At 64.3% G+C, this 15362-nt stretch carries 19 protein-coding genes; 18 read left to right on the top strand and 1 reads right to left on the bottom strand.

Annotated features, from left to right (window positions below; all coding sequences use genetic code 11):
- The first annotated feature begins 49 nt into the window (after nt 1-49).
- From ccmA to TZ03_RS23710, 13 genes are all read left to right on the top strand, one after another.
- A complete protein-coding gene (gene ccmA, locus TZ03_RS23770) occupies nt 50-682 on the top strand; it encodes a cytochrome c biogenesis heme-transporting ATPase CcmA (RefSeq protein ID WP_051100804.1) in 633 nt (210 codons plus the stop codon).
- On the top strand, nt 670-1347 hold the full coding sequence (gene ccmB, locus TZ03_RS23765) for a heme exporter protein CcmB (protein WP_013973563.1): 678 nt from the start codon (nt 670-672) through the stop codon (nt 1345-1347). The genes ccmA and ccmB overlap by 13 nt, the downstream gene beginning before the upstream one ends.
- A 46-nt stretch (nt 1348-1393) precedes the next feature.
- Nucleotides 1394-2161 (top strand): heme ABC transporter permease, encoded by a 768-nt coding sequence (locus TZ03_RS23760; RefSeq protein ID WP_051100803.1) that lies wholly within the window; start codon nt 1394-1396, stop codon nt 2159-2161.
- Nucleotides 2158-2334: a heme exporter protein CcmD gene (gene ccmD / locus TZ03_RS23755; RefSeq protein ID WP_051100802.1), complete on the top strand. Its 177-nt coding sequence runs from the start codon at nt 2158-2160 to the stop codon at nt 2332-2334. The genes TZ03_RS23760 and ccmD overlap by 4 nt, the downstream gene beginning before the upstream one ends.
- Nucleotides 2331-2786 (top strand): cytochrome c maturation protein CcmE, encoded by a 456-nt coding sequence (ccmE, locus tag TZ03_RS23750; protein ID WP_051100801.1) that lies wholly within the window; start codon nt 2331-2333, stop codon nt 2784-2786. The genes ccmD and ccmE overlap by 4 nt, the downstream gene beginning before the upstream one ends.
- Entirely contained in the window at nt 2783-4771 is a 1989-nt protein-coding gene (locus tag TZ03_RS23745) for a heme lyase CcmF/NrfE family subunit (RefSeq protein ID WP_051100800.1), read from the top strand. The genes ccmE and TZ03_RS23745 overlap by 4 nt, the downstream gene beginning before the upstream one ends.
- Nucleotides 4768-5304 (top strand): DsbE family thiol:disulfide interchange protein, encoded by a 537-nt coding sequence (locus TZ03_RS23740; RefSeq protein WP_051100799.1) that lies wholly within the window; start codon nt 4768-4770, stop codon nt 5302-5304. The genes TZ03_RS23745 and TZ03_RS23740 overlap by 4 nt, the downstream gene beginning before the upstream one ends.
- Entirely contained in the window at nt 5301-5777 is a 477-nt protein-coding gene (locus tag TZ03_RS23735; protein ID WP_051100798.1) for a cytochrome c-type biogenesis protein, read from the top strand. Before TZ03_RS23740 ends, TZ03_RS23735 begins: the two co-directional genes overlap by 4 nt.
- Nucleotides 5770-6966, top strand: a complete 1197-nt coding sequence (ccmI, locus tag TZ03_RS23730; RefSeq protein ID WP_051100797.1) for a c-type cytochrome biogenesis protein CcmI — start codon at nt 5770-5772, stop codon at nt 6964-6966. The genes TZ03_RS23735 and ccmI overlap by 8 nt, the downstream gene beginning before the upstream one ends.
- A gap of 12 nt (nt 6967-6978) precedes the next feature.
- Nucleotides 6979-7395, top strand: coding sequence for a hypothetical protein (locus TZ03_RS23725; RefSeq protein ID WP_051100796.1), 417 nt, complete (start codon nt 6979-6981; stop codon nt 7393-7395).
- Between the two features lie 211 nt (nt 7396-7606).
- On the top strand, nt 7607-8545 hold the full coding sequence (locus TZ03_RS23720) for a 2-hydroxyacid dehydrogenase (protein ID WP_051100795.1): 939 nt from the start codon (nt 7607-7609) through the stop codon (nt 8543-8545).
- 51 nt (nt 8546-8596) lie between these two features.
- Nucleotides 8597-9385, top strand: coding sequence for a PhzF family phenazine biosynthesis protein (locus TZ03_RS23715; protein WP_051100794.1), 789 nt, complete (start codon nt 8597-8599; stop codon nt 9383-9385).
- Between the two features lie 184 nt (nt 9386-9569).
- Nucleotides 9570-9977 (top strand): GFA family protein, encoded by a 408-nt coding sequence (locus tag TZ03_RS23710; RefSeq protein WP_051100793.1) that lies wholly within the window; start codon nt 9570-9572, stop codon nt 9975-9977.
- A 1-nt stretch (nt 9978) separates the two neighbouring features.
- Here TZ03_RS23710 and TZ03_RS23705 read toward each other — a convergent pair whose 3' ends face one another.
- Nucleotides 9979-10872, bottom strand: a complete 894-nt coding sequence (locus tag TZ03_RS23705; RefSeq protein WP_051100792.1) for a LysR substrate-binding domain-containing protein — start codon at nt 10870-10872, stop codon at nt 9979-9981.
- 164 nt (nt 10873-11036) lie between these two features.
- Here TZ03_RS23705 and TZ03_RS23700 point away from each other — a divergent pair, with 164 nt between their 5' ends.
- From TZ03_RS23700 to TZ03_RS23680, 5 genes are all read left to right on the top strand, one after another.
- Nucleotides 11037-11978 (top strand): DMT family transporter, encoded by a 942-nt coding sequence (locus tag TZ03_RS23700; protein WP_051100791.1) that lies wholly within the window; start codon nt 11037-11039, stop codon nt 11976-11978.
- Between the two features lie 39 nt (nt 11979-12017).
- Nucleotides 12018-12356, top strand: coding sequence for an FKBP-type peptidyl-prolyl cis-trans isomerase (locus TZ03_RS23695; RefSeq protein WP_051100790.1), 339 nt, complete (start codon nt 12018-12020; stop codon nt 12354-12356).
- A gap of 289 nt (nt 12357-12645) precedes the next feature.
- On the top strand, nt 12646-13062 hold the full coding sequence (locus TZ03_RS23690; protein ID WP_236692890.1) for a hypothetical protein: 417 nt from the start codon (nt 12646-12648) through the stop codon (nt 13060-13062).
- A gap of 323 nt (nt 13063-13385) precedes the next feature.
- Nucleotides 13386-14048 carry a hypothetical protein gene (locus tag TZ03_RS23685; RefSeq protein WP_051100789.1) on the top strand — a complete coding sequence of 221 codons (663 nt, stop codon included), beginning with the start codon at nt 13386-13388 and terminating at the stop codon, nt 14046-14048.
- Between the two features lie 44 nt (nt 14049-14092).
- Nucleotides 14093-15286, top strand: coding sequence for a D-amino acid dehydrogenase (locus tag TZ03_RS23680; protein ID WP_051100788.1), 1194 nt, complete (start codon nt 14093-14095; stop codon nt 15284-15286).
- Nucleotides 15287-15362: the final 76 nt, after the last annotated feature.

The raw sequence follows: 15362 nt of genomic DNA, 5'->3' as shown, positions 1-15362 counted from the left end.
GCGAAGCAGGCGACACTGCCCTCAAGCCCTACAAAGATAAGGCGAAACCGTGACCCTTCACCTCCAAGCCGCGGGCCTGGCCTGCGAGCGCGACTGGCGCCTGCTGTTCGAGCACCTCGCTTTCGAGCTGCGGCCCGGCGACATGCTGCAGATCAGCGGCCCCAACGGCAGCGGCAAGACCAGCCTGCTGCGCCTGCTGGCCGGGCTGATGCAACCGACAGCCGGGCAGATCCTGCTGGGTGGCCAGCCATTGGGCGAGCAACGTCATGCGCTGGCCAGCATCCTGCTGTGGATTGGCCATGCCGCCGGCATCAAGGACCTGCTCACCGCCGAGGAGAACCTCACCTGGCTGTGCGCCCTGCACCAGCCGGCCGACCGCGAGGCGATCTGGGCGGCATTGGCGGCGGTAGGCCTGCGCGGTTTCGAAGACGTGCCCTGCCACACCCTGTCCGCCGGCCAGCAGCGCCGCGTGGCTTTAGCGCGGCTGTACCTGGCCAGCCCGCCGCTGTGGATTCTCGACGAACCGTTCACCGCCCTCGACAAGCAAGGCGTGGTGCAGCTCGAAGCGCACCTGGCAGCCCACTGCGAGCAGGGCGGCACGGTGGTGCTGACCACCCACCACACGCTGGAACGCAAGCCCTCCGGTTACCGTGAACTGAACCTGGGGCAATGGGCGGCATGAGCGTATTCATCCTGTTGTTGCGCCGCGAAGCGCGCCTGCTGTTCCGCCGCCCGGCCGAGCTGGCCAACCCGCTGGTGTTCTTCGCCATCGTCGTCGCATTGTTCCCGCTGGCGGTTGGCCCGGAGAGTCAATTGTTGCAAACCTTGTCGCCGGGCCTGGTCTGGGTGGCGGCGCTGCTGGCGGTGCTGCTGTCGCTGGACGGCCTGTTCCGCAGCGATTTCGAGGATGGCTCGCTGGAGCAGTGGGTATTGTCGCCTCACCCACTGGCGCTACTGGTACTGGCCAAGGTGCTGGCGCACTGGATCTTTTCCGGGCTGGCGCTGGTATTGTTGGCGCCGCTGCTGGCGCTGATGCTGGGGCTGCCGAGCCATTGCCTGCCGGTGCTGCTCGGCTCCCTGCTGCTGGGCACGCCGGTGCTGAGCCTGCTGGGTGCGGTGGGCGCGGCGCTGACGGTCGGTCTGAAACGCGGTGGTTTGCTGCTGGCATTGCTGATACTGCCGTTGTATATCCCTGTATTGATCCTGGGCAGTGGTGCGTTGCAAGCGGCGTTGCAGAATATGCCGGCAACCGGTCACCTGCTCTGGCTCGCCAGCCTGACGGCCCTGGCCGTGACCCTGGCACCCTTTGCGATAGCGGCCGGCCTGAAGATCAGCGTCGGCGAATAACGAGTCCCGGGCTCTCAAGCCCGGCAAAGACCCTGGATGTACCCTGATGAAAATAAGCTGGACGTGGTTCCACAAGCTGGGCTCCCCGAAATGGTTCTATGCCATCAGCGGCCGCATGCTGCCGTGGCTGGCCATCGCTGCCGTGCTCCTGCTGCTGGTCGGCATCACCTGGGGCCTGGCCTTCGCCCCCCAGGACTACCAGCAAGGCAACAGCTTCCGCATCATCTATATCCACGTGCCGGCGGCGATGCTGGCCCAGTCCTGCTATGTGCTGCTGGCGGTGGCCGGGGTGGTGGGGCTGGTGTGGAAGATGAAACTGGCCGATGTCGCCTTGCAATGCGCCGCGCCGATCGGCGCCTGGATGACCGCCGTGGCGCTGGTCACCGGCGCCATCTGGGGCAAGCCGACCTGGGGCAGTTGGTGGGTCTGGGATGCCCGCCTTACGTCCATGCTCATCCTGCTGTTCCTGTACTTCGGCATCATTGCGCTGGGCCAGGCGATCAGTAATCGTGACAGTGCGGCCAAGGCCTGTGCGGTGCTGGCGATTGTCGGGGTGGTGAACATCCCGATCATCAAGTATTCGGTGGAGTGGTGGAACACCCTGCACCAGGGCGCCACCTTCACCCTTACCGAAAAACCGGCGATGCCCGCGGAAATGTGGCTGCCGCTGCTGTGCACGGCGCTGGGCTTCTACTGCTTCTTCGGTGCCGTGCTGCTGCTGCGCATGCGCCTTGAAGTGCTCAAGCGCGAGGCGCGCGCCAGTTGGGTCAAGGACGAAGTGTTGAACAGCCTGGGGCGGAGGGCCGCACAATGAGTTTTGCCACCTTCGGTGACTTTCTCGCCATGGGCCATCACGGCCTGTACGTGTGGTCGGCCTATGGTATCTGCCTGACCGTGCTGGCGCTGAATGTCGCCGCACCGCTGCTGGCCCGCCGTCGCTACCTGCAAGAAGAGGCGCGCCGTTTGCGCCGGGAGAACAACCAGTGAATCCGCAGCGCAAGAAACGCCTGTTGCTCATCGTCGGCCTGCTGGTCGGCGTCGGGGTTGCCGTCGGCTTTGCCTTGAGCGCATTGCAGCAGAACATCAACCTGTTCTACACACCGACCCAGATCGCCAATGGCGAAGCGCCGCTGGACACGCGCATCCGCGCTGGCGGCATGGTCGAGAAAGGCTCGGTACAGCGCTCGTCCGACTCGCTGGACGTGCGCTTCGTGGTCACCGACTTCAACAAGTCGGTGCCGATCACCTACCGTGGCATCCTCCCCGACCTGTTCCGCGAAGGGCAGGGCATCGTCGCCCTTGGCAAGCTCAACGCCGAAGGCGTGGTGGTGGCCGATGAAGTGCTGGCCAAGCACGATGAGAAATACATGCCGCCCGAGGTCACCAAGGCCCTGAAGGAAAGCGGCCAGGCCGCTGCTGGCGGGGAGGCCAAGCCATGAACGCGGCACTGGTAATCCCCGAACTGGGCCAGTTGGCGATGATTTTGGCCATTTGCTTTGCCGCCGTGCAGGCCAGTGTGCCGCTGCTCGGCGCCTGGCGTGGCGACAGCCTGTGGATGAGCCTGGCAAGGCCGGCGGCGTGGGGGCAGTTCGCCTTCCTGGCGTTTGCCTTCGCCTGCCTGACCCATGCCTTCATGACCGACAACTTCTCGGTCGCCTACGTGGCCAGCAACTCCAACAGCGCCTTGCCTTGGTACTACAAGTTCAGTGCGGTGTGGGGCGCCCACGAAGGTTCGTTGCTGCTCTGGGCGCTGATCCTCGGTGGCTGGACCTTCGCCGTGTCGGTGTTCTCGCGGCAGTTGCCGCAGGTGATGCTGGCCCGCGTGCTGGCGGTGATGGGCATGATCAGCGTGGGCTTCCTGAGCTTCCTGATCATCACCTCCAACCCGTTCCAGCGCTTGCTGCCGCAGGTGCCGACCGATGGTCGCGACCTTAACCCGCTGCTGCAGGACTTTGGCCTGATCGTCCACCCGCCGATGCTGTACATGGGCTATGTGGGCTTTTCGGTAGCCTTCGCCTTCGCCATCGCCGCCTTGCTCGGTGGCCGCCTGGACGCCGCCTGGGCGCGCTGGTCGCGGCCCTGGACCATCGTCGCCTGGGCCTTTCTCGGTGTGGGCATCACCCTGGGCTCGTGGTGGGCCTACTACGAGCTGGGCTGGGGGGGCTGGTGGTTCTGGGACCCGGTGGAGAACGCCTCGTTCATGCCCTGGCTGGTGGGTACGGCGCTGATCCACTCGCTGGCGGTGACCGAGAAGCGTGGGGTGTTCAAGAGCTGGACCGTGCTGCTGGCGATTGCCGCGTTCTCGCTGAGCCTGCTGGGTACCTTCCTGGTGCGTTCCGGCGTGCTGACCTCGGTGCATGCCTTTGCCGCCGACCCGTCGCGTGGCGTGTTCATCCTGATTTTCCTGTTGTTCGTGGTCGGCGGTTCGCTGGCGCTGTTCGCCCTGCGCGCCCCGGTGGTCAAGAGCCAGGTGGGCTTTGCCCTGTGGTCACGCGAGACGCTGCTGCTGGCCAACAACCTGGTGCTGGTGGTGGCGGCCGCGATGATTCTGCTCGGCACGCTGTACCCGCTGGTGCTCGATGCCTTGACCGGGGCCAAGCTGTCGGTCGGCCCGCCGTACTTCGATGCCTTGTTCCTGCCGCTGATGGCGCTGCTGATGGTGGTGCTGGGCGTGGGCGTGGTGGTGCGCTGGAAGGACACCCCGGGCAAATGGCTGGCCAGCATGCTGACCCCGGTGCTGCTCGGCAGCGCCATCCTGGCCCCGGTCGCGGGCTTTATCGTCGACGATTTCGACTGGCCGACCCTGACCGCCTTCGCCCTGGCTGCCTGGGTGGTACTCAGCGGGCTGCGCGATATTCTCGATAAAACCCGCCACAAAGGCCTGGCCAAGGGCCTGCCTGGCCTGGGCCGCAGCTACTGGGGCATGCAACTGGCGCACCTGGGCCTGGCGGTGTGTGCGCTGGGCGTGGTGCTGTCGAGCAACAACAGCGCCGAACGCGACCTGCGCATGGCCCCGGGTGAAAGCGTGGAGCTGGGCGGCTACCACTTCCTGTTCCAGGGCGCCAAGCACTTCGAAGGGCCGAACTTCATCTCCGACAAGGGCACCATCGTGGTCAGCCGCAATGGCCGTGAAGTGACCACCTTGCACCCGGAGAAGCGCCTGTACACCGTGCAGCAGTCGATGATGACCGAAGCCGGCATCGACGCCGGCTTTACCCGCGACCTGTACGTTGCCCTCGGCGAACCGCTGGCAAACGGCGCCTGGGCGGTGCGCGTGCATATCAAGCCTTACGTCCGCTGGATCTGGCTGGGTGGTCTGCTGACTGGCCTGGGCGGGTTGCTGGCGGCCTTCGACCGGCGCTACCGCGTCAAGGTCAAGACCCGGGTGCGTGATGCCCTGGGCGTGTCTGGAGCAGCTGCATGAAGCGTTGGATCATGGTGGTACCCCTGGCGGTGTTCCTGCTGATGGCGGTGTTCCTTTACAAGGGGTTGTTCCTCAAGCCCGACGAGCTGCCCTCGGCAATGATCGGCAAGCCGTTCCCGGCGTTTTCCCTGGCTTCGACCCAAGGTGACCGTACCCTGACCCAGGCCGACTTGCACGGTCGCCCGGCGCTGGTCAATGTGTGGGCTACCTGGTGCCCATCGTGCAAGGTCGAGCACCCGTACCTGAACCAGCTGGCCCGGCAGGGTGTGGTGATCCACGGGGTCAACTACAAGGACGACAACGCTGCCGCACAGAAGTGGCTGGCCGAGTTCCACAACCCCTACCAGCTGGACATCCGTGACGAGCAGGGTAGCCTGGGCCTGGACCTGGGCGTGTATGGCGCGCCGGAAACCTTCCTGATCGATGCCAAGGGCATCATCCGCTACAAGCATGTGGGCATTGTCGATGCCACTGTGTGGCGTGAGCAGCTGGCGCCGCTGTACCAGGGCCTGGTCGACGAGGCCCAGCCATGAAGCGTTGGCTGGCAGCCGCCGTGCTGGGCATGAGCCTGGTCGGCGTGGCCAAGGCGGCCATCGACACCTACCAGTTTCGCGACGAGGCCGAGCGCGAGCGTTACCAGCAGTTGACCAAGGAGCTGCGCTGCCCCAAGTGCCAGAACCAGGACATCGCCGACTCCAACGCGCCGATTGCTGCCGACCTGCGCCGGGAGATCTTCCGCATGCTCGGTGAAGGCCAGAGCAACCAGCAGATCATCGACTTCATGGTCGACCGCTATGGCGACTTCGTGCGCTACAAGCCGGCGCTCAGCGGGCGTACCTGGCTGCTCTGGTTTGGCCCGGGGATCCTGCTGGCCGGTGGCTTCGTGGTATTGGCGGTGATCGTGCGCCGGCGCCGGGCTACAGCTGTACAGGGCGCCAATGAGTTGTCTGCCGAAGAACGCGAGCGTCTCGCCAAACTGCTGGAAAAAGAACAGACCCATGATTGAATTCTGGCTTAGCGCGGGCCTGCTATTGCTCGCTGCCCTCAGCTTTTTGCTGATCCCGATCCTGCGTGGCCGTCGTCGCCAGCAGGAAGAAGACCGCACTGCCCTGAACGTGGCCCTGTACCAGGAGCGCATCGCCGAACTGGCTGGCCAGCAGGCCGCCGGGGTGCTCGACGAGGCGCAGATGGCCAAGGGCCGCGACGAGGCTGCCCGCGAGCTGCTGGCCGATACCGAAGGTGCCGAGGCCGCGCGCCAGGGCCATTTGGGCAAGGCCCTGCCGTTGCTGGCGGCAGTGCTGGTGCCGCTGATGGCGCTGGGGTTGTACCTGCATTTTGGTGCGGCCGACAAGGTTGCCATGACCCAGGAGTTTGCCCAGGCGCCGAAGTCGATGGAAGAAATGACCACGCGCCTGGAGCGCGTGGTGCAGGCCCAGCCGGACTCGGCCGAGGCCCTGTACTTCCTTGGCCGTGCCTACATGGCCGAGCAGCGCCCGGCGGATGCCGCGCGTACCTTCGAACGCGCCGTGGCCTTGGCCGGTCGCCAGCCCGAATTGCTCGGGCAGTGGGCCCAGGCGCTGTACTTTGCCGCCGACAAGCAGTGGAGCCCGCAGGTGCAGGCGCTGACTGACGAAGCGCTGAAAGCTGACCCCAACGAAGTCACCAGCCTGGGCCTGCGCGGTATTGCCGCCTTCGAGGGTGAGCGTTACCAGGAAGCCATCGATTACTGGAAGCGCCTGCTGGCGCAGTTGCCGGAAGGCGATGCATCGCGTGCGGCCCTGCAGGGTGGTATCGATCGCGCCGCCGAGCGCCTGGGTGGCGCGTCAGCGCAGGCTGCCGCGCCCGCACCGGTGGCTGCCCGTTTGAAGGTGCGGGTGGAGCTGGCGGCGGCGTTGCAGGACAAGGTCAAGCCGGACGACACGGTGTTCATCTTCGCGCGCGCCAGCAATGGCCCGCCTATGCCGCTGGCGGCCAAGCGGGTGACGGTGGCGCAGTTGCCGATCGAGGTGGAATTGTCCGATGCTGATGCAATGCTGCCGCAGATGAAACTGTCCGACTTTGCCGAAGTCCAACTGGTTGCACGTGTCTCGCGCGCTGGCCAGCCGACCCATGGCGAGTGGATTGGCCAAGGCAAGCCGTTGCCCAGCGCCACCCAGGCCACCCAGCACCTGACCATCGACAGCCCCGACCCGTAAGAGAACAATGCCATGCACAGCACCGTCCGCCTGACCCTGATCACCCTGGCCCTGGGTTTGTCTGCGTGTACGGTGCATGAGCCATACGAGCAGCCGGCGCCACCGATCGAGCGCGTGCCGCCGCAGGGGCCGGTGGTCAAGCCCTTGCCGGGCGGGCAGCCTGCCACCCAGCCGAGCAAGCCGGCGGCGATTCCCAAGCCCATGCCGCGGACCTCGGCCAGCTTTGCACCACCGCCTGGCGGGGCGAGCCACTGGGACCCGAAGCTGGGGGTGTATGTACTTGAGAAGCAGCCGAATACCTTTTACCGGCAGCGTACTTACTACCGGTTCGACAATGGTTGGAGCTGGTCGCTGAGCCCGAATGGGCCATGGCAGGAAACTGACAGCAGCGGTGTGCCGGGCGGTTTGGGGCGTGCGTTCGGGCAGTAGGTGATATTTTCCTGCGCGGCCCTATCGCCGGCAAGCCGGCTCCCACAGGGGGCACCTACTGCTTCAGGACCGTGGTCCAACCTGTGGGAGCCGGCTTGCCGGCGATTGGGCCGGGACAGACAACCAATACAGTACAGTTTCCCCCGCAATTACCAATTGACTGTACCGCACGGTAACTCCGCATAATGCCGCTTCAAACTAAGGAGGTGGCATGCGCAAGACAGTCCTGGTACTGGTGGAAACCGTCGACGATTACCTGCCCCTGCTGGAGCAGGCCGGTTACCGTCTGATCCGTGCCCCCTCGCCGCAGCTGCGGGCCGATGCCATCCAACGCCATGCCGATGAAATCGACGCCGTGCTCACCCGTGGCCCGCTGGGCCTGACTGCAGCCGAAATCGACGCATTGCCCCAGCTGAAGATCATCTGCGTGATCGGCGCCGGCTACGAGCAAGTAGACCTGGCCGCCGCCGCAGCCCGCGGCATCACCGTCACCAACGGCGCCGGGGCCAACGCCGACGCGGTCGCCGACCACACCCTGGCCTTGCTGCTGGCACTGCTGCGCGACATTCCCCGTGCCGATGCCAGCACCCGGCGCGGTGAGTGGAACCGGGTGATCAGCCCCTCGGTGAGCGGCAAGCGCCTGGGTATTCTCGGCCTTGGTGCCGTGGGCCTGGCGATTGCCAAGCGTGCGCACCTGGGCTTTGACATGCCCGTCAGCTACCACAGCCGTACACCGCGCCAGAACGTGCCCTACACCTGGTACGACAGCCCGCTGCACCTGGCCGATGCCGTCGACATCCTGGTGGTGGCCACCCCCGGTGGTGCCAACACCCGCCATCTGGTCGATGCCCAGGTGCTCGACGCCCAGGGGGGCGAGGGCTACCTGGTGAACATCGCCCGTGCCAGCGTGGTCGACACCCAGGCGTTGATTGCCGCACTGCAGCGTGGCCAGCTGGCGGGCGCTGCGTTGGACGTGTTCGACGACGAACCGGCAGTGCCCGATGCCCTCAAGGCCTTGGCCAACACCGTACTTACGCCCCACGTGGCCGGTCAGTCGCCAGAAGCTGCGCGCGACACGGTGGCCCTGGTGCTGCGCAACCTGCAGGCGTTCTTTGCCGGTGAACCGGTGCTGACCCCGGTACGCGCGTAACCGTTTTCCAGACATCTGCCCGGCAGCACCCGGGCAACAAGGAGTGTGTGCATGCAACTCGAAATCTTCCAGGTCGATGCCTTTTCCGCTGAACCGTTCGGTGGCAACCCTGCGGCAGTGATCCCGCTGCAAAGCTGGCTGGCGGACGATGTGCTGCAGCGCATCGCCGAAGAGAACAACCTGTCGGAAACCGCCTACTTCGTGCGCAATGGCGAAACCTTCGACCTGCGCTGGTTCACCCCGACCGTGGAGGTCGACCTGTGCGGCCATGCCACCCTGGCCTCGGCGTATGTACTGTTCGAGCAGTTGGGCGAGCAAGCGCAGGTGCTGCGCTTCAACACCCGCAGTGGCGAGCTGCGCGTCAGCCGCAACGCTGATGGCCTGCTGGCGATGGACTTCCCGGCCAAGCAGCCGGTCGCTATGGATATCCCGGCGGGCCTGCTGCAAGCGCTGGGCCTGGGCCAGGCGCAGGCGCTGTATCGCAGTGATGATTATGTGGTGGTGGTTGATGATGCATTGCTGCTCGACACGCTGAAGCCAGACTTCGTTGCGCTGTCGGCTTTCGACGTGCGTGGCATCGCCGTGACTGCGGCAGGCCGTGGCTTCGATTTCGTCACCCGCTGGTTCGGCCCCCGGGTCGGCGTGAACGAGGACCCGGTGACCGGCTCGGCGCACACCTCGCTGGCACCGATGTGGGCCGAGCGCCTGGGCAAGCAGGTGCTGGACTGCGAGCAGGGTGGGGCACGTAAAGGTCAGCTGCAGTGCCAGGTACCGGGTAATGGCCGGGTGATCATCAGTGGGCGGGCGGCGTTGTACCTGCGCGGAACCGTGTACATCTGACAGGTCGGCACCACCCCTTGTGGGAGCGGCCTTGCGTCGCGATGGGCTGCGAAGCAGCCCCCGGATTCAGCGTTGTCGCTTAAGTCCTGGGGCCGCTTTGCGGCCCTATCGCGACACAAGGCCGCTCCCACAAAACAGCGCACATCTATAATTGCTGGCCCACCCCCTGTTCAAGGAGCCAGCCATGGCCCTGGAAAAACACGGCACCTGCCTGTGCGGTGCCACCCGGCTCACGGTCACCGTCGATAACACCCATATCAGCGCCTGCCATTGCAGCATGTGCCGCAAGTGGACCGGTGGTCCGCTGCTGGTGGTTGATTGCAGCGCGCCGCCGGTAATCGAAGGGCGGGCGCCCAGCGTATATGACTCGTCTGACTGGGCTCAGCGCGCTTTCTGTGGCCAGTGCGGCACGCATCTGTACTACCGGCTCAAGGCCAATAATTTTCATGCCGTGCCGGTCGGCCTGCTCGACGGCGACCAGGAATGGGATTTCGACCTGCAGATCTTCGTCGAAGAAAAGCCAGCCTGGTATTGCTTCGCCAACCAGACCAAGGAACTGACCGGCCAACAGGTGTTCGAGCAGAACAGCTGATTCAGGCCTGCCCCAGCAGCCACTCGGCAAACACCTGAGCGGCGGGTGAGGGCAGGGTCTGGCGGTCGTGCACCAGGTAGTCGGCCTGGCCGGTGCGCACCTCGAAATCGCACACCTGGCGGATCAGGCCGCTGTTGATGCGGTCACGGGCCATGGATTCCCAGCCAAGCCCCACCCCCATGCCCTGCATCACCGCGTCGAACACCAGGTTGACCTGGTTGAAGGTAAGCGCATCGGCTGGCGCTTGGTAGCGCACGCCAAAATGGGCGAACCAGTCGTGCCAGTCCAGGCAGTTCCAGGCCGAGGCGTCCAGCTGGATCAGTGGCAGCGCCTGCAGCGCCGCCAGGCTGTCGACCTGGCTGAGGTCCCAACTGCTGCTGGCAATCGGGTAGATCACTTCGTCGAACAGCTTGCTGGCCTGCAACGAACGCCAGCGGCCATGCCCGTAGAGAATACCGAAGTCGTAGTCGGCAACCAGGCTCTCGTTGATGTCGTTGCTGGCATGGATGTTCACCGTCAGCCCGGGGTGCTGCTCGTTGAAGCGCAGCAGGCGCGGGAACAGCCAGTACTGGGCTACCGCATGGGTGCAGATGACACTGACATGGCGGCTGCCATGGCCGCTTTTCAGGCGCTGGACGTTGGCCAGCAGCTTGTCCAGCATCGGCTCGACAAAGCCATGGAAGTGCTCGCCGGCGGTGGTCAGCGCAATACCACGGGCGCGGCGCTCGAACAGCTGGGTGCCGAGCTGGTCTTCGAGCAGGCGAATCTGCTTGGACACCGCGCTCTGGGTCAGGTACAGCTCGCCGGCGGCACGGGTGAAGCTGCCAGTGCGGGCCACGGCCTCGAAGGCGATCAGGGTATCGAGTGGGGGCAGGTGGCGGCTGTAGCGGCTCATGGGGCTTTCCTGTAGGCGCGGGCTTGCCCGCGAAAGGGGCGGCAAGAGCAACATCATATTTGCCCTGAGCCATTCCTCCAAGGAATGCCAGCATGCAAATTCATCTTTTGCCCGCCACCCCGCGCACCGGTAGCCTGCGCTTATCTACGAACAGGAGCAGACACGTGAAACGCGGTGTGATGTATGCCGGCATGGCCGGCGCGTTATGGGGCATGGTGCTGATGGTTCCCGAGCTGCTGCCCGAGTTCAACCCGATGCTGCTTAGCAGCGTGCGCTACCTGATGGTGGGGGTGATTTCGCTGCTGCTGGCTTTGCCTATGGCCCGCCGGTTGCGCCAGTTGACCGCGAGCGATGTGTGGATGCTGCTGCGCCTGGCGGTGATCGGCAACCTGGTGTACTTCGTGTTCCTGGTGGCGGCGATCCAGCGCCTGGGTGTAGCCCCGGCCTCGTTGATCGTCGGCGTGATGCCGTTGACGATCACCTTGTATGGCCGCAACGACAGTGGCGCGGTGCCCCTGGCGCGGCTGGTCGGCCCGCTGGCGCTGATTCTCGCTGGCATGTTGTGCATCAACCTGGAAACCTTTGCTTTCGCCCCCGGCGACATCGGCGACAAGCTGATGGGCCTGTGCTGCGCATTGGCTGCCCTGGCCTGCTGGACTTGGTACGCCGTGCAGAACAGCCGCTACCTGAAGCAGAGCGGGCATTTCGACAGCCACCAGTGGTCGGTGCTGTGCGGGATCATGACCGGCCTGGCCAGCCTGTTGATGGTCGCCGGCCTGGCGCTGTGGCAGCCGCAGCAATTGCAAGTGCAGGCACCGATGGCGCGTTGGTGGTTGTTCTGGGCGGTCTGCCTGGCCTGTGCGGTGCTCGGTTCGTGGCTGGCCATGGCGTTGTGGAATGCCGCGTCCAAGCGGCTGCCGTTGACGTTGAGTGGGCAACTGATCGTGTTCGAGACCCTCTTCGCGCTGTTGTACGCCTTCCTCTGGCGGCAGACCGGGCCAAGCCTGCTGGAAGCGGCGGCAATCGTGCTGGTGATTGGCGGCGTGCTGTGGTCGATGCGTCAGCATGAAACACCACGCGAACTTGCCAAACCGGTGCATTCCTGAGAAAAGGGCGGCTTTGTTTTTCTGCGTTGGAGTGTGCCCGTGAGCCAAGAACTTCAGATCATCGAGCTAGTCGAGGGTGACGGCAAAGCCGCCGTCAAAGGCGCCTTGATCACTACCCAGTACACCGGCTGGCTGGCCGACGGCAGCGAGTTCGATTCGTCCTGGTCGCGCGGCAAGCCATTCCAGTGCGTGATCGGCACCGGCCGGGTGATCAAAGGCTGGGATCAAGGACTTATGGGTATGCGCGTTGGTGGCAAGCGCAAGCTGCTGGTGCCTGCGCACCTGGGCTATGGCGAGCGCAGCGTGGGGGCGATTCCGCCGAATTCGGACCTGACCTTCGAGATCGAACTGCTGGAAGTGCTGACGCGGGATGATTGAGGAAAAGGACTACACACACGGTCGACCGATGTCTGATTGAGGTGCTATCCAGGGTCGGCTAACCTTGCAGAGTCAATGAGAGAACAGGGTAGGCTACCCATGAAATCGCATTTTTCATCTCGCGTGGTTCGCGAAGCGAACGCGTTGCTGGTGGCATCAGGCGCGCGAATGGAGATCTCGTTACCACGTGAACTGGCGAGCGTGGTTACCAATACCCGGAAAACCCGCTCGGAATTGAAGGCAGCTTTCGCTGCTGCGTACTCCCGCTTACGCAAGGCGTGAGAACCTGATGGCCGACGGCTGTTACAACCACATCTACTCGGTGCTCGTGGAGAATGAGCAGGATACGCTCGGTATCATTGCCTATTCGTTGTACAAGAGGCAAAAAACCGAGTTTATCCAGGCATTCAAGGAAAAGCATGACCGGGAGCCGAGAGATGAAGACTTGGCTCCTTTCCATGATGTCAGCAACAGCCCCTCGCAGATCGAAGGTTACCGCAATCAGGCCAGCCAGCTTGCTCAAGGATTTCTTGATGCTTCGATCGCGGCACAGGTTGTGGAACTTGAGCAGCATTATTCCGATAAGGCAAGCCGCGAAATCAGGCAAGCCAAGCCTGGATTCTGGTTGGGGTGGCGCAAAGTCTCGTGGGCTCAATCCTCTTCGTATTCTTGCTGGGTTTTCTGGTGTTCTTCACCTGGAGTTTGAATCAAGGCCCGAAGCAGGTCATTGAACAGGTATTCGATGTAACCATTATCGACTCGGTCTCTCCGGCGGAAGCACCAGGGGCACCGTAGCGGTCACTGGCGAGAGCGACAAGTAACGAACGGACACAATTCAGCAATACCCATCCCTTAATGTAGGCCTTGCCTAGGGAACGGCATCCACCTCCAGGGAGGAACCAAACGGGTTCAGGGCACTCTGACCCTCACTCGTTGCCAAGGACGGCATTCACTACAAGGGCGCCCCTGTAACTGCCCGGGCGATGTGGCGGGTAAACCCGATTATCTCCGCCACGTGAGCCAGCCTTGATGAAGTTGCCAACATTCTTCCACCGTCGCCGTCACTTGCTGCTGGGCCTGGTGCTCACAGCCGTTGCTGTACCGCTGGCGCTGGAGGCTGTGGAAAGCCGGGCGCAACCGGTGGATGGCACCCAGACTCTGGTGTTCCTGCGCCACGCTGAAAAACCGGGCGAGGGGCTGGGCCAGTTGAACTGCCAGGGCCTCAACCGTGCGCTGGACCTGGCCACTGTGCTGCCCGAGCGCTTTGGCAAAGCCGACTACGTGTTTGCTGCCAACCCCTCGCGGCATGTCGAGGAAGGCAGCAAGGACGAAAGCTACAGCTACATTCGCCCGTTGATGACCATCAGCCCCAGCGCCATCCGTCTGGGCCTGCCGGTGAACATCGACTACGGCGCCAACGATACCGACGAACTGGCCGATGAGTTGCTGAGCGACAAATACCGCAATTCGACCATCTACACTGCCTGGTCCCACGGCTACCTGCCGGAACTGATCAATACCGTAGCCGGCAAGGCTTTGGGTGAAGAGCAGGTGATCACCGAGGACTGGAGCGGCGATGACTTCGACACCCTCTACGTCCTGACCCTGACCTGGCACGATGGCAAGCCCAGCCTGCTCAGCCGCAACGTGCGCCAGGGGCTGAACAATGGTGCGCATAGCTGCCCGACCTGATCCGCTGGTACTGTTTGGCCAGCAAGCCGGAACAGGGATGAGCGATGAAGCAGCGGGTAACGGTAATCGGTGGCGGGGTGGTTGGCCTGGCGACGGCCTACGCCCTTGTTTGTGAAGGGTGGTCGGTTGATGTGATCGAGGCCCGCGACAGCCTGGCGTCTGCCACCAGCTTTGCCAATGGCGGACAGTTGTCCTACCGCTATGTGGCGCCGCTGGCCGACGCCGGGGTGCCGTGGCAGGCGCTGGGCTGGCTGTTGCAGGGCGAGTCGCCGCTGCGCCTGCGCTTGCGCCTGGACCCGGCGCAGTGGCGCTGGCTGCTGGCATTCATCCTGGCTTGCCGGCGCAGTGTCAATCGCCGTAATGCCGGGCAATTGCTGGAGCTGGCGCTGCATAGCCAGGCGGTTCTGGCGCAATGGCGCGAGGACCAAGACCTTGGCGATTTTGCCTGGCGGCGCAACGGCAAGCTGGTGGCCTTTCGCAGCGAGCGTGCCTTTGCCCATGGCCGCCAGCAGTTGACGGACCCGGATAGCCAGCAGGTACTGGCGGCAGCGGAGCTGCGCGCGCTGGAACCTGCCCTGGATGGCGTACCGTTTGTTGGCGGCGTGTTCACCGCGGATGAAGAGGTTGGCGATTGCCACTTGTTCTGCAAGCGCCTGGAGGCACTGTTGCGCGCTTCCGGGCAATGCCGTTTTCTGCTTGGCCGGCCAGTGACGCAACTGCTTCGGTACCAGGATCAGGTGGTAGCGCTGCAGCTGGGTGACGAGCAGTTGGACGTGGAGCAACTGGTGCTGAGTGCCGGGCATCGTGGCCCTGGCCTGGCATTGCCAGGGGTGCGATTACCGGTCTACCCGTTGAAGGGGTACAGCCTGACAGCGCCGATCGGTGCCGGGCACCGAGCGCCGGAGGTGAGCCTTACCGACTATGAGCGCAAGATCGTCTATGCCCGCCTGGGGCAGCAGTTGCGGGTGGCGGCGATGGTAGACATCGTTGGCTTCGACGACTCGGTGGAAAAGCATAGGCTGCAGAGCATGCGGCGGCTGGCGCTGGAGACCTTGCCCAAGGCAGCGGATTATGGCCAGGCGGTGGAGTGGGCGGGGATGCGGCCGGCGACGCCGACCGGGGTGCCGATCATAGCTGGCACGGTGTATCGCAATTTGTGGCTGAACCTGGGGCATGGGGCCTTGGGGTTCACATTGGCCTGTGGCAGTGCGCAGCGCCTGGCCAGGATGATGGGTTAGCAGGACCGGCCCTATCGCCGGCAAGCCAGCTCCCACAGGGACTGCGCAAAGCTTGAGACCTGCGCGGTACCTGTGG

The organism is Pseudomonas sp. 10-1B, assembly GCF_000935045.1.
Lineage (GTDB): Bacteria > Pseudomonadota > Gammaproteobacteria > Pseudomonadales > Pseudomonadaceae > Aquipseudomonas.
Note: the sequence above shows the minus strand (reverse complement) of the source record. Positions and strands in the feature narration are given on the sequence as shown.